This window comes from Brevundimonas vancanneytii (assembly GCF_901421975.1).
Classification (GTDB): Bacteria; Pseudomonadota; Alphaproteobacteria; order Caulobacterales; family Caulobacteraceae; genus Brevundimonas; species Brevundimonas diminuta.
The window spans coordinates 1,430,951-1,444,607 of record NZ_LR588407.1; the positions used below are offsets into that span (position 1 = coordinate 1,430,951).

The 13,657-nt window shown below is 64.1% G+C and carries 12 protein-coding genes and 2 tRNA genes; 5 read left to right on the forward strand and 9 right to left on the reverse strand.

The genetic code is table 11. From position 1 onward, the window contains the following. Nucleotides 1–14: 14 nt before the first annotated feature. The 4 genes from FGL25_RS07095 to FGL25_RS07110 all read right to left on the reverse strand — a co-directional run bounded on the left by FGL25_RS07095 (nucleotide 15) and on the right by FGL25_RS07110 (nucleotide 3,081). The gene (locus tag FGL25_RS07095) at nucleotides 15–872 is read right to left on the reverse strand and encodes a thymidylate synthase (RefSeq protein ID WP_138141345.1); all 858 of its coding nucleotides are present in this window, start codon (nucleotides 870–872) and stop codon (nucleotides 15–17) included. A 124-nt stretch (nucleotides 873–996) separates the two neighbouring features. After that, a complete protein-coding gene (locus FGL25_RS07100; protein ID WP_138141346.1) occupies nucleotides 997–2,304 on the reverse strand; it encodes an SH3 domain-containing protein in 1,308 nt (435 codons plus the stop codon). Nucleotides 2,305–2,382: 78 nt separating this feature from the next. After that, nucleotides 2,383–2,931: a DUF924 family protein gene (locus tag FGL25_RS07105; protein WP_138141347.1), complete on the reverse strand. Its 549-nt coding sequence runs from the start codon at nucleotides 2,929–2,931 to the stop codon at nucleotides 2,383–2,385. 73 nt (nucleotides 2,932–3,004) lie between these two features. Then, nucleotides 3,005–3,081 (reverse strand) — tRNA-Pro (locus tag FGL25_RS07110). Between the two features lie 219 nt (nucleotides 3,082–3,300). Here FGL25_RS07110 and FGL25_RS07115 point away from each other — a divergent pair. Further along, a tRNA-Gln gene (locus FGL25_RS07115) sits at nucleotides 3,301–3,374 on the forward strand. A 274-nt stretch (nucleotides 3,375–3,648) separates the two neighbouring features. On the opposite strand, the gene FGL25_RS07120 is transcribed toward FGL25_RS07115, so the two are convergent. Next, nucleotides 3,649–5,020, reverse strand: a protein-coding gene (locus FGL25_RS07120; protein ID WP_095046155.1) for an IS3 family transposase whose coding sequence is annotated in 2 segments (ribosomal slippage) — nucleotides 3,649–4,663 and nucleotides 4,662–5,020 — 1,374 coding nt in all. Because the reading frame shifts where the segments join, the coding sequence is not laid out codon by codon here. 114 nt (nucleotides 5,021–5,134) lie between these two features. Between FGL25_RS07120 and FGL25_RS07125 the strand changes: the two genes are divergently transcribed. Both FGL25_RS07125 and FGL25_RS07130 read left to right on the forward strand, forming a co-directional pair. Continuing rightward, a complete protein-coding gene (locus FGL25_RS07125) occupies nucleotides 5,135–6,382 on the forward strand; it encodes a TonB-dependent receptor (protein ID WP_167493314.1) in 1,248 nt (415 codons plus the stop codon). 98 nt (nucleotides 6,383–6,480) lie between these two features. Then, entirely contained in the window at nucleotides 6,481–7,215 is a 735-nt protein-coding gene (locus FGL25_RS07130) for a TetR/AcrR family transcriptional regulator (protein ID WP_076222586.1), read from the forward strand. Here FGL25_RS07130 and FGL25_RS07135 read toward each other — a convergent pair. From FGL25_RS07135 to FGL25_RS07150, 4 genes are all read right to left on the reverse strand, one after another. Further along, entirely contained in the window at nucleotides 7,212–8,582 is a 1,371-nt protein-coding gene (locus tag FGL25_RS07135) for an MFS transporter (protein ID WP_138141349.1), read from the reverse strand. The two genes, FGL25_RS07130 and FGL25_RS07135, sit on opposite strands and share 4 nt — an antisense overlap. Beyond that, nucleotides 8,582–10,216, reverse strand: coding sequence for a class I adenylate-forming enzyme family protein (locus FGL25_RS07140; RefSeq protein WP_138141350.1), 1,635 nt, complete (start codon nucleotides 10,214–10,216; stop codon nucleotides 8,582–8,584). The genes FGL25_RS07135 and FGL25_RS07140 overlap by 1 nt, the downstream gene beginning before the upstream one ends. After that, the gene (locus FGL25_RS07145; RefSeq protein WP_076222580.1) at nucleotides 10,216–10,689 is read right to left on the reverse strand and encodes a MaoC/PaaZ C-terminal domain-containing protein; all 474 of its coding nucleotides are present in this window, start codon (nucleotides 10,687–10,689) and stop codon (nucleotides 10,216–10,218) included. The genes FGL25_RS07140 and FGL25_RS07145 overlap by 1 nt, the downstream gene beginning before the upstream one ends. A 75-nt stretch (nucleotides 10,690–10,764) precedes the next feature. Continuing rightward, nucleotides 10,765–11,522 (reverse strand): IS5 family transposase gene (locus FGL25_RS07150; RefSeq protein WP_099547418.1). Its coding sequence is split into 2 segments (ribosomal slippage): nucleotides 10,765–11,201 and nucleotides 11,201–11,522, totalling 759 coding nucleotides; the frame shifts between segments, so codons are not numbered across the junction. A 307-nt stretch (nucleotides 11,523–11,829) separates the two neighbouring features. On the opposite strand from FGL25_RS07150, the gene FGL25_RS16850 reads away from it, so the two are divergent. Together FGL25_RS16850 and kdpA are read left to right on the forward strand one after the other, a co-directional pair. Next, a complete protein-coding gene (locus FGL25_RS16850; protein ID WP_157677928.1) occupies nucleotides 11,830–11,922 on the forward strand; it encodes a potassium-transporting ATPase subunit F in 93 nt (30 codons plus the stop codon). Nucleotides 11,923–11,938: 16 nt separating this feature from the next. Next, nucleotides 11,939–13,651, forward strand: coding sequence for a potassium-transporting ATPase subunit KdpA (gene kdpA / locus FGL25_RS07160; RefSeq protein WP_138141351.1), 1,713 nt, complete (start codon nucleotides 11,939–11,941; stop codon nucleotides 13,649–13,651). Nucleotides 13,652–13,657: the final 6 nt, after the last annotated feature.

The following is a 13,657-nucleotide window of genomic DNA, read 5'->3' on the forward strand; positions in this document are numbered from 1 at the left end:
GGGATCAGGCCGCCTCAGACGGCGACGGCGGCCTTGATGTGCGGCCAGGACTGGTAGTCGTTCAGCACGAAGTCCGACAGCTCGAAGCCGAACAGATCGTTCTTGTCCGCTACGCTCAAGGTCGGCAGGGGCAGGGGAGCGCGGCTCAGTTGCAGCTCGGCCTGCTCCAGATGGTTCAGATACAGGTGGGCGTCGCCGAAGGTGTGGACAAAATCGCCCGGTTCCAGCCCCACGATCTTGGCCAGCATGTGCGTCAACAGGGCATAGGAGGCGATGTTGAACGGCACGCCCAGGAAAACGTCGGCCGAGCGTTGATACAACTGGCAGCTCAGCTTTCCCTCGGCGACGAAGAACTGGAACAGGCAGTGGCAGGGCGGCAGCGCCATGTCGTCCACGTCGGCCGGGTTCCAGGCGCTGACGATGTGACGGCGGCTGTTGGGATTGGTCTTGAGGCCGTGCACCAGCTTCTGGATCTGGTCGATGCTTGCGCCGTTCGGGGCGGCCCAGGAGCGCCACTGCTTGCCATAGACGGGGCCTAGGTCGCCGTCGACGTCGGCCCATTCGTCCCAGATGCTGACGCCGTTGTCCTTCAGCCAGGCGATATTGGTCTCGCCGCGCAGGAACCACAGCAGTTCGATGAAGATCGACCGCGTGTGCAGCTTCTTCGTCGTCAGCAGGGGGAAGCCCTTGGACAGGTCGAAGCGCATCTGGCGCCCGAAGACGCCCAGGGTGCCGGTGCCGGTGCGGTCGTCCCGCCGTACGCCGTTGTCGAGAATGTCCCGCAGCAAGTTCAGATACTGCCACTCAGGATGATCGGCAGGCGCAGCCGCCGTACGAGTTTCGAGATCAGCAAGGGCGACGGCGGCGTTCATGGGAAGAGAGGATGCCGCTGATTCGGCGCCGACGGCAGGCGCCTGATTCGCTTGCTCACAGAAAAGAGAAAGCGTCCGCCGATCGAACCGGCGGACGCTTTGCTAAAGGGCGGCAGCGATGTGGTCAGCGTGCGGGCGCCAAACGCTCGTTCTGCACCCAGCCGATGTTGTCGTCGCTATCCAGCACCTCGATCCAGCCGCCGCGCTCCTTTCCGGTGGGGAACACGACCTCGCGCGCGGCCAGAGGCCGAATTGTCTCGCCGTCGGGTGCGGCGCGCAGGATCGTCGGCAGCGCCAGGCTGCGGCTCGACATAGACGGACGCTCGGCATAGCGACGGCGGTCGTCTTCCTCGCGGCGGATTTCGTCGCGGATGCGGCGACGCTCGGCTTCGCGCTCACGCTCGGCCCGTTCCAGTTCGCGGCGTTCTTCAGCCGCCACGCGACGCGTCTCCGCTTCGCGGTTGGCGGTTTCAGCGGCGATGGCTTCACGGTTGGCGCGGGTGACTTCCGGAATTTGGTCGCCGGCGCCGCCCAGGCTGGTCACCAGGTCGGCATACCCGCGCACCATGGCCAGGGCGATGATCTTGCCTTCGTCTTCACTTTCGTAGCCAGCGCCGACGCGGCCGCCGAAATGATTGTCGCGGATACGCAGGCTGCGCAGGTCGCCTTTGTTCGCCACGGCGCGCGTGTTGCCGACCGTTTCAGCCAGAGGCACGCTGGCCAGGGAGAAGACGACCTGGGCGTCTTCCTTGCCGCGCCCGATGTCCTTCTTGAGATCGCGAATCCGTTCGACCGTATTGGCGTTCAGGGAAGGCGCCGGTCCCCGAGCGACTTGCCCGCCTTGGCCGCCGAGGACATTTCCGGCCATGTTCGTGGCGGCGTTCAGAGCCTGCATCTGCAAGGGGTTGAGGCCGGCGCCGGCGCCCAGGCCGCCAAAACCTCCGAGGCCGCCGCCCATTTCCCCGCCCGTCGCCGCAGCGAGGCCGGCGGTGAGCAGGGCTCGGCCGCCGACCGCCGCCAGGGAACCGAGCAGGCCAGACCCGCGGTCGTTGTCGGTCGGCTCGATCGGATTCGCCAATTCGGCGACCAGAACGAAGTCGGCGGTGCGAACGCGGGCGCCGCCGCCGAGGCTGCGCTCACGCTCCACCAGGTCCATGCCCGGCCCGCGCTCGATCAGGGTAAAACAGCCGGATTCCCGAATTACCGTGCGCAGCAGTTCGGTCGGCGCCCCCAGGCCCATTTGATCAAACAGAACGCCTTGTGTTTCGGCGATCGCCACCGTGCCCAGGTTTTGAGTGCAGCGCGGCGTCTCATTGATGACTTGAGTCGTTTCCGCATTGCCGCGACGGCCGAAGATCTGCGCTTCCGCCGGTGTGGCGAAGGCTGCGATGAGGGCCGATGTCGCCGTGAGGGCGAGAGCGTAGCGATTCATGATGTCTGCGGCTGGCTGTTGAAGAGGCCTGGGCCTTAGCTTCACCATATTCGCAAATCAACCAATGCTCTGCGAATATTATCCCGAAAAACCTCCGGAATTCAAGAATTTCAGCTCCTGCGGCGTGCTGTCCCGACCTAGGCAATTGTTTCTATGCGGAAAGCGGCCGAAGCGGGCGATGATGTCCCGATGGATGACGGCGAACTTGTAGGTCTCGGCTTCTGTTTCCGGACTTAACAGGCGCAGCAGCCGCTCCTGATCTGCCAATGATTCAGAGTGCATCAGCGGCATCAGGATAAAAGAGCGTAGTACCGGGGCGACCTTGCGATCATGTCCGCGATCAATCGCATCTTTTGAGAATTTCAGCGCCAAGGGATCGGTCGCGAACATATGGGCTGTATCGCGAAAGGCGTTTCGCGGCAGCTGATCGAGCAGGATGATCAGAGCCAGGGCGGTGTCGGGCGCTTCGATCCAATGATCTAGTTCGCGGCGCGCTGCAGCGTAGTGCGTATCGCAGCAGCGATCGGAGAAGGCGCGATCAAAGGCGACATCCTTGGCGAACCATTTCTCCGGCCCGGCGTCAGACCAGAAATCCAGCACTTCAGAAGGGGTAAGGCGTTGTGTCATGCTGCAAACCTAGCAGCGACGCGCGAAAAGGCACGGCCTACGCCGTGTCATTCGCTTAACGATGTAAGAAAGATGGTCGGAGTGATAGGATTCGAACCTACGACCCCCGCGTCCCGAACGCGGTGCTCTACCAGACTGAGCCACACTCCGACTTTCGCAAATCAAACGGTCCGTGGGCCGCCATCTGCGTCGAGGAGGGGGCTTATAGCCATGCCGACCGGCCCTCGCAAGCGGGTAAATGAGGCTCTCGAAAAAAGTCTCGGGTCGATGAAAATTCTTTCGTTTTCAGGTGTTGCATCCCCCGGAGCCTTGGCGTAGATGACCGCCCTCGCCGCGACGCACAGCGCTCGGCGGGAAACACCGGACCGCTGGGGAATGGTGTAATGGTAACACTACGGTTTTTGGTACCGTCATTCTAGGTTCGAGTCCTAGTTCCCCAGCCATCGGTTTTTGCTGAAGAAATCGCCCTTCGGGGCGTTTCTCTCGAGCATGAGTTTACAGGCTGGTTTACAGCTTACGTTTTCTTCCTGTTCTTGAATTCCAATTTCGCAAGCATGCCCTCGGCGATCGCGTCAGCGGAAACGTAGCGCTTGGCGATCTCGTGTACGCGCTCAATGTCCCAGCCGAGGAGATCGGCGACTTGTGTCCGTCGTCGAAACATTTGGCGCAGGTTTGGCGTGGCGTTAACGGAGAGCGGGCCTCGTCAGGGGTTGGCTTTTAGGCGGCGAGCTTGCGGTGCTGCAAGCGGCGATGTTCGATGGTCTGTTTCTTGATGGCGGCGCGCTGGGCGTGGATCTGCCGATCGCGGCCAAAGTAGGCATCTGCGGGCGTCACATTGCCCAGGCTTTCGTGATAGCGCTGGTGGTTGTAGTGCTCGATGAAGGCTTCGATCTGGGCTTCGAGATCGCCGGGCAGGTAATAATTCTCCAGTAGGATGCGGTTTTTCAAGGTCTGGTGCCAGCGCTCGATCTTGCCCTGTGTCTGGGGGTGAAAGGGGGCGCCGCGCACGTGGCTCATGGACTGGGCCTCGATATAGGCGGCCAGTTCGCCCGCGACATAGCTCGGGCCATTGTCCGAGAGCAGGCGCGGCATGTGCAGCACGGTGGCGCTGTCACAACCTGATGCGGCCAGCGCCAAGTCCAGCGTGTCGGTGACATCGCCCGCCGTCATGGTGGTGCACAGCTTCCACGAGATGATGTAGCGGGAATAGTCGTCGAGCACGGTTGAGAGGTAAACCCAGCCCCAACCGATCAGCTTGAAATAGGTGAAGTCGGTCTGCCACATCTCGTTTGGTCGCATCGTCTTGGTGTGGAACTCGTCGCGGGCCTTGATGACGATATAGGCTGGGCTGGCGATCAGATCCTGTGCCTTGAGCAGGCGATAAACCGTGGCCTCGCAGACAAAGTACTGCTTCTCATCGGTAAATTTGGTGGCCAACTCGCGGGGCGAGAGTTCGCTTTCCTCCAGCGCCATGTCGATGATCTGTTTGCGCACATTCTCGGGCAGCCGGTTCCATACCCGGCTTGGCGCCGAGGGGCGGTCTTCCAGCGCCTCAGGCCCACCATCAAGGTAGCGGGCATACCAGCGGGCAAAGGTGCGGCGTGGGATGCCCAGTTTCTCCAGCGTCTGTCGGGTGGGCAGATGGGATTGCTCGACGAGGCGGATGATCTCGAGCTTTTCTGCGGCGGGATACCTCATTCTTGGTCGCCCCCATCCGCGATCATGCTTTTTTAAGCAGGCGGTTCTCGAGCGTCAGGTCGGCCACGCATTCCTTGAGAGCCAGTGCTTCACGGCGCAGATCCTTGACCTCGTCACTGGTGGCGGCACGGGCCGTGTCCCCGGCCAGACGGCGTTTGCCAGCCTCAAGGAATTCTTTTGACCAGGAATAATACACGCTCTGGGCGATGCCTTCGCGGCGGCACAGTTCAGCGATGCTCTCCTCGCCGCGCAGGCCTTCGAGCACGATGCGGATTTTATCCTCGGCCGAGAAATGCCGGCGTGTGGCACGGCGAATATCTTTCACCACCACCTCGGCGGGCTTCTTGGTGGGCTTGGCAGCCAATTTTGGGCTGGAGGGATTGGGTCTCATCTGCGTTCCTTACGTCACTGCGACGAGACCCAATCCCTCCATTATCCGCAACCCCAGATCTGTGCCAAAGGCGCTGACGCCGAACACACGGTCGATCTGGGCGAGCTGTCGCTGGTGTCGGTGACTGGCTTCGTCAACGCTCGCCACCGCGACGACGAGAATACGGATTCCGGCCCGAACAATCTGATCAAGGGCTTCTATCGCGTCGATCAGGACCAGTTCACCCAGGAGTTCCGTCTGCAGTCCAATAGCGGCGGCCGCTTCGACTGGGTCGCGGGCGTCTTCTACATGAATGACAGCCTGAAGTCGGGCAGCGCCTTCGAGATCGGCCTGGACCTGCTGGAGATGCTGCCGGACCCGATGGACGGCGTCGCCATGGGCGTGGGCACCGTCTCCTATCCGCACAGCCTGAAAACCGAGAGCTACGCCGTCTTCGGCGAGGTCGACTACAAGCTGACCGAGCGCCTGTCGCTGGTCGCGGGCCTGCGTTGGTCGCGTGACGACAAGACCATGGACTACCACAGCCGCTTCACCGAGGCGGGCGTGACCCTGGTCGACTTCCATGGCTCCAAGTCGTTCGAGAGCATCTCGGGCCGCGCCGTGCTGAACTATGACATCAGCGACAACTCGCGCGCCTATGTCAGCTACAACCGCGGCTATAAGAGCGGCGGCTTTGCGGGCGGCATGATTACGGACGTGCAGGATCTGGGTCCGTATGACGATGAAGTACTGAACGCCTATGAGGTCGGCTTCAAGAGCGAGCTGTTCGGACGTCGCGCGCGCCTGAACGCGGCGGCCTTCTACTACGACTATCAGGATCTGCAGGTTTACAGCTACGTCGTGCGCGGCCCGACCAGCGTGCCGATCCTCGACAACGCCTCCGACGCCGTCATCAAGGGCGCGGAAATCGAGCTGACCGTCGCGCCGATGAAGGGGCTGGATATCTCGCTGGGCGCCGCGGTGCTGGACAGCGAGTACAAGAACTACATCTCGGTAGGCGAGGACTTCTCTGGCAACCGCCTGCCGACGGCGCCGGAGTTCACCTTCAACGGGGCTGTGTCCTATCAGCACAGTCTAGCGGACAAGGGCGATTTGCTGATGACCCTGTCGGGGTCGTATCGTTCGAAGTTCTACTTCAGCTCGGGCAATGTAGAGCGGCTCAGCCAGGACGGATATTGGACCGTAAACGGCGAACTGGGCTGGGCTTTGCCGGACGGCAAGACCGAGGTCGGCCTATGGGCGCGCAACCTGACGGACGAAGTCTATCAGCGCGGCATCGTCAACCTTGAGGCCCTGGGCATGGACCGGGTGTCGATGGGCGAGCCTCGCTCGGCTGGCGTCTATCTGCGTTTGCGTTACTAAGGGACGCTTGGCGGCGTTCGGTCTGGTCGGACGCCGCCGGTTCTTGATCGAAACGGCGGGCTGGGGCGTGATCCGACCTCGTCGCAGACGAGGCGTTGATGCAACTGCAGAGCTATTCCTCCTATCTGGCCGCCGAGCTGCGGGACAATCCGCCGCGTCAGAAGGGCCAGCGCACGCGCGCACGGCTTTTGCTGGCCGCAGCCCAGGTGCTGGAGGAGCGTGGTTTTCACGCCATGCGCGTCGGCGACATCACAGCCCAGGCCGAAGTCGCCGAAGGCTCCTTCTACGTCTACTTCAAGGACAAGACCGAGATTTCCGTCGAGGCGCTGGCGCGCTTCTTCGATGACTATGTCGCCAAGGCGATGACGCCGGCGTCGGGCGATACGCCATTCGCTCGGATCCGTTCGACTAACCGTCTGTGGTTCCGGGTCTGTCGGGCGAATCCCGGCCTCATGAAGTGCGTCTTCCAGGTCGGCGACTATGTTCCCGAATTCCTGCAGATCAGCCAGAAGATCAACCGCCGCTGGGCCGAGGTCGTGGCCGAGAGCATCCAGCGTCGCCGCGCCGAGGACGACCCGGACGCCGTGCGTCTGGCCGGGTACATGCTGGTCGCCATGGCGGACGAAATCGCTCGCAAGATGATCGTTCTGCCGGATGAATCGTTCATCGAGGTCTTGGCGCGCATGGGAGCCGACGCGGACGACACCCTGTCGGACGCTGTCAGCGTGGTCTGGCACCAGTTGGCCTATGGCGACGCTCCGACCAGCGACGACCTGCCGGAAGCGGCCGTCAGACTGGCCGGCTTCCTGTCGCGGTCGCGGCCCGCCGTCTAGAGCGGTTGGCCCTGACGGCGACGCAGGCGATCCAGCTTGAACAGCAGCGGCGCGCTGCACGCCAGCATGAGCGCCGGACCTGTCGCGAACAGCAGGGGAATGGCGGCTAGAGCCGAAGCCGGCTGCGCCTGCCCCCCTGAGACATAGCCCGCGAGGCCCAACAGCACCCCCGCGGCCGCGCCGCCCAGGGCCAGACCCAGCTTTTCACCCGAGACCCAGACGGCCGTCAGCAGACCGAGGTTGGCTTCAGCCTCTTTCTGGTCGCGGGCCGCGACCACGCTGGGCATCAGGGCGAACGGCAGGACATAACACCCCGCCTGACCCAGGCCCGCCAGGGCGGCGACGGCGGTCGCGAGGGCCACATCGCCCGGTCCGCACCAGACATAGCCCAAAGTGGCCAGGGCATAGGCTGCGGCGGCGCCGATCGCCGCGCGTGTCGCGCCCCAACGGTCGGCGATCTTGACCCACAAGGGCATGGCCGCGACCTGAACGACGGCTCCGGCCAGGAACAGTTGCGCCAGCACGCCCGACGACGCCTGGATCTGATAGGTGACGGCATAGGGCATCATCGCCGACTGGGCGCCCATGGCGACCGTCTGGAAGGCGTAGCCGATCCACAGGAAGCGATAGGCCGGATTGCCCAGGGTGGCGCGCACACCAGCCGCCAGCGCCTTGACCGGCTTCAGCGGTGCGTCGAAGTCGCGGCTGCGGTCCTGCAGCTTCCAGACCGCGCGCAACGACCCCAGCAGGGCGCCGCCCGCCATCAGCGCCAGCAACAGACCCATGACCGCATAGCCGGGACGGCCGCCGCCCGCCATTTCGACCAACATGGGCGACATGCCGCCCGCGACCATCAGGCCGAACGCCAGGAAGCCGACGCGCCAGGCCACGACGCGGGTCCGGTCCTGCTGACGTCGCGAAATCTCTCCCGGCATTGCGGCGTAGGGGATCGAGAACAGGGCGTAGGCCGTCGTCGCCCCCATATAGGCCGCCATGACCCAGATCACGGCGCCGAAGCCGGTCAGGTGCGTCGGCGGGGCGAACATGGCCGCGAAACCTAGTGGAAACAGGGCCGCGCCCGCCGCCATCAAGGGCCAGCGTCGCCCCATCCGCCCGCGCAGTCGATCCGACCACAGGCCCACGACAGGGTCGAACACGACTTCCCAGATCTTCGGCAGCAGAAGGACCACGCCCGCCGTCGCCGCCGGCACCGCCAGGGTGTCAGTCAGGAAGTAGAGCAGCAACAACTGCGGCGTGATCAGGAAGCAGGCCAGGCCGATATTGGCCAGGCCATATCCGGCCAGCAGGCGAGGGCGCAGCGGCGTCGCTTGCTCCAGGGCGTTTGGCGTCTTGACGGCGGCGTCCATTAGTCCTCCACGGCCAGACGGCGCAGCGCCATCTTGTCCACCTTGCCGACCGGTAGACGCGGAAGGTCCGGCTCGATCACGAAACGCTTGGGAATCTTGTAGTTGGCCAGTCGCTCGCGGCAATGAGCCTGAAGCTGAGCGGCGTCGACGCCGGCGCGGGCGATCACGAAGGCGACGCCCACCTCGCCCCAGACTGGATCGGGAATTCCCACGACAGCGGCCTCGGTGATGGCGGGGTGGCCTTCCAGCGCGATCTCGATCTCGCGCGGATAGACGTTGTAGCCGCCGGATTTGTACATTTCCTTCAGCCGCCCGGTGATGCGCAGACGGCCGTCGTCTAGCCAGGCGCCGACATCGCCGGTGCGGAACCAGCCGTCCTTGGTGAAGGCGTCGGCCGTGGCGTCAGATCGGTTCCAGTAGCCGAGGAACAGGGGCGCGCCCCTGGCCTCGATCTCGCCGTCGACGCCGGCGTTTTCGACCAGCGAACCGTCTTCGGCGCGCAGGCGGACTTCATAATGACGGGTCGGCCGTCCGACCGAGGCCGTGGCGAAGGCGACGTCCGCATCATCCCGAACCATCATGTCGCCGGTGGCGGCGATGGGGCCGCAGGACTCCGTCAGGCCGTAGTTGGTGCCCATGCAGGTCGCGACGGGGATCAGAGCCTTGATCGTCGGCGCAGGCATGGCCGCTCCGCCCCAAAAGACGCGCCGCACAGCCGACAGGTTGGTCTGGGTGAAGGCGGAATGCGCCACCGTCATCTCGAACACGGACGGAACCGTGCCCCACAGGGTGACGCCCTCCGACGCCATCGTGTTCAGCCCCGTTTCGACGTCGAACTGTTCCAGAAAGGCCAGCTTGCCGCCGTTGACCAGAACCATGGCGGCGATGTCGCCGACGCAGCCGATGTGGTTGATCGGCAGGTAGTTCAACATGCACAGCGGTTCGCCGCGCAAGGGTTCGCCCTGCTCCAGGGCGGGAAGGATCAGTCCTTCATGATGCAGGACCGCGCCCTTCGGCTTGCCCGTGCTGCCTGAGGTGTAGACGATCAGGCAGGGATCGCGCGTCGCGACCGACCGTTTGCGCTCCGCCAGGGCTTCGTCGGACACGGCCTCGCCCTGGGCGACATAGACGCTCAACGGCAGATGGGCGCGGGCGTCCAAGTCGTCTTCGCCGATCAGGACCAGATCAGCCGATACTTCCGCCGCCAAGGCTTCCAGATCCTCGACGTAATCTCGTCCAGCCACACGGCGACGCCCGATGATCAGGCGCGGCGCGCAGTCGCTGACGACATAGGCCAGTTCTTCATAGCGGTAGCGGGGGTTCAATCCGACCCAGATAGCCCCGACCGCAGCCGTGGCCAGGACGACGGTCAGAAAGTCAGGGGAGGGCGGGGCCAGCATGGCGACGCGATCGCCCTTGCCGACGCCGGCGGCGATCATGGCGCGGGCGAGGGCGTCCACGCCGTGCGCCAGCTCCGCATAGGTCTGAACCTGACCGTCCAGCGTCGCCGCCGGCGCATCAGGCGTCTGCTCGCCATACCAGGCGGCGTAGTCGGAAATCAGCGTCAGCAGCGGCGAATCTCCTACCGCCGACGCCGTGCTGGAAGGCATCAACCGCTGCTGAACGCTGGACATCAGGCCCTCGTTTCGACGCTGTCAGGCACCCAGACGCTGAGCCAGGTCGCCACCAGGGCAGGGCGCTCGCCGCCTTCGATCTCGATCACGGCGTCCATGGAGCGGCGCACTCGTCCAGCCTCATCCGTATGCTCCGGTCCCTTGACGAAGCGGCCCCGCACGCGGCTGCCCGTCGGCACCGGCGCGACCAGACGCATACGATCGAATCCATAGTTCAGGAAGTAGCCGCCTTCAGGCTTGAAGTCGCCGCCGGCGCCTTCGATCGCTTTCGCGGCGAGGTGGGTCAGCAGGGACACCGTCAGGAAGCCAAAGGCGATCGTGCCGCCGTAAGGCGTGTTGTTCTTGGCCCATTCGGGATCGTTGTGAAAGGGATCGCTGTCCAGGGTGGCGCGACCGAAATCGTCAATCATGGCCTGCGTCACCTCGACCCACTCCGAGACCATCTCCGAAGCGTGTTCAACCGCCTGAACCATCACTGAACCCTAAAATTGAAGATGACCTCATATTCACAGTTTTGGAGGGTGGTGCAAGGGGTTTAGGCTCAGGACTCATAGCCAAAAGAGCACTGTAGCGGCGAGGGCTATGGCGGAGAGGAAGACGTTCGGGCACCGATCATAACGCGTGGCAACGCGTCGCCAGTCTTTCAGACGACCGAACATGATTTCGATGCGGTTGCGTCGTTTGTATCTGCGCTTGTCATACCGGATGGGCTCGGTGCGGGTTTTACGTCCGGGGATGCAAGGTGTGATCCCCTTGGCTTCCAAGGCGTCCCTGAACCAATCCGCGTCATAGCCCCTATCGCCCAGCAGCCACTGGGCTCGGGGTAGACTATCCAGAAGAGCCGCCGCGCCGGTGTAGTCGCTGACCTGACCAGCCGTCACAAACAGGCTAATGGGGCGTCCATTCGCATCGGTGACGGCGTGCAGCTTGGTATTCATCCCGCCTTTGGTCCGTCCGATCAGTCGCCCGAGGCCCCCTTTTTTACCCGCAGGCTCGAAGCCGTACGGTGCGCCTTTAGATAGGTGGCATCGATCATGACGGTCCGGCGCTCGGCCTGTGCGCCAGACAGGCCCTCCATCATCCGAACGAAGACGCCAGCCTCGCTCCACCGCTTCCAGCGATTGTAGAGCGTCTTGTGAGGCCCGTAGGCTGGCGGCGCATCGCGCCAGCGCAGGCCGTTGCGGTTGACGAAGATGATCCCGCTCAACACCCGTCTATCATCCACCCGAGGTTTGCCGTGGCTCTTAGGGAAATAGGGCTCCAGCCGAGCCATCTGCTCGTCCGTCAGCCAATAAAGATCGCTCATAATCCAGACTCCTCAGGAGCCTGAATCAGATCGCACGCCGCAATTCAATGGGTCCTGAGCCTAGTCGCGGCCGCCGATGATGGAGCGGATCAGGGCAAGTCGCCTGTTCTGAAACCCCTTCGGCCTTGATGCTTTATGCGCGCCTTATGCGGGGAGCGGCTTTCCGAATGGCCCGCTTACGCCCTGAAAGCGTCTCTTCCGGCCCTAACTGAGCTGGAGGTATCGGCATGGCCGATGTGATTTTCGTGGCGATCGGCGTTGGAGCCTTCGTGGCCTTCGCCGCCCTCGCCATTGTGTTGAGGAGGTTGTGACCGTGTGGCTGAACGTCCTTTGGGGCGTCGGCGCCCTGGTCATCGCCGGCTATATGGTCGCAGCCCTGCTGCGGCCCGAGCGGTTCTGAACGGAGCCGCCTTCTCATGAACATTCAAGGATGGGCGGAGATCGCCCTGACCCTCGGCCTCGCCGTCATGCTCGGCTGGCCGATCGGGGTCTATATGTCGCGTGTATGGAACGGCGAACGTACTTGGCTGGACCCTGTGCTGAAGCCGGTAGAGGGTCTGTTTTATCGCGCCGCCGGGGTTGATCCGACGCGCAGTCAGGGCTGGCTGGGCTATGCTGGCGCCTTGCTGGCGTTCAACCTGGCGGGCTTCCTGCTGCTTTACGCCATGTTGCGCCTGCAGGGCGTCCTGCCGATGAACCCGCAGGGGTTCGACGGCGTCAGCCAGCACCTGGCCTTCAACACCGCCGTCAGCTTCGTCACCAACACCAACTGGCAGAGCTATAGCGGTGAAACCACCGTCTCGACCTTCAGCCAGATGGTCGGGCTGACGGTGCAGAACTTCGTCTCGGCCGCCACCGGCGCGACCATCGCGGCGGCGTTGGCGCGGGCCTTCATCGCCAGTCGCGGCGAGGGCGTCGGCAACTTCTGGGCCGACCTGACGCGCACCAGCCTCTATGTCCTGCTGCCCATCGCCTTCATCGTGGCCGTGGCTCTGGCCGGTCTGGGCGTGGTGCAGTCGCTGGCGGCCTCGGCCCAGGCGACGACGCTGGAGGGCGGATCGCAGACGATCAGCCTGTTCCCGACCGCCAGCCAACTGGCCATCAAGCAGTTGGGCATCAACGGCGGCGGCGTGTTCGGCGTCAACTCGGCGCACCCTCTGGAGAACCCGACCCCGCTGACCAATCTGATCACGGCGATCAGCGTGAACGTCCTGGGCTGGGCGGCCTTCTTCGCCTTCGGCCGCAGCGTCATGGCCAAGAAGGAGGTGCGCGCCCTGGTCGTCGCGGCGATCCTGTTGCTGGGGGCGGCGGGTTCGGCCCTCTATGTCATCGAAAGCCAACCTGCGCCCGCTCTGGTCGCGGCTGACGTCGATACGTCCGCCGGAAACATGGAAGGCAAGGAGGTCCGTTTCGGCGTGCCGTCCTCTGTCGCCTGGGCGGCCCAGACGACAGGCGCCTCGAACGGGTCGGTCAACTCCATGCACGCCAGCTATATGCCGCTGGGCGGGGCGGTGACGATGTTCCTGATGCAGTTGGGCGAGATCCTGCCCGGCGGGATCGGCTCGGGCGTCGCGGTCATGGTGCTGATGGCCATGCTGGCGGTTTTCGTGGCGGGCCTGATGGTCGGCCGCACGCCGGAATACCTGGGCAAGAAGATCGAGGCGCGCGAGATCCAGTTCGCCATGCTGGTGGTGCTGGTCGTGCCTTTGTCGGTGCTGGGCTTCTCGGCTGCCGCAGCGGTCCTGCCCGAGGCGTTGGCCAGCCTTTTGAACAAGGGACCGCATGGCCTGTCCGAAATCCTCTACGCCTATACCTCGGCGACGGGGAACAACGGTTCGGCTTTCGGCGGATTGAGCGCCAATACGCCGTGGTGGAACACCACCCTGGGTCTGGCCATGCTGCTGGGGCGGTTCGTGCCCGCCGTCGCGGTTCTGGCCGTGGCTGGGGCGCTGGTCGCCAAGCCCCGCCTGGCGCCGTCGGTCGGCACCCTGCCCACGCATGGCCCGCTGTTCATCGGCCTGTTGATCGGGGTGATCCTGATCCTCGGCGGCCTGCAGTTCTTCCCCGCACTCTCCCTGGGACCGATCGTGGAGCATTTCGACATGCTCCAGGTCACGGCCCGGTTCTGATCGGAT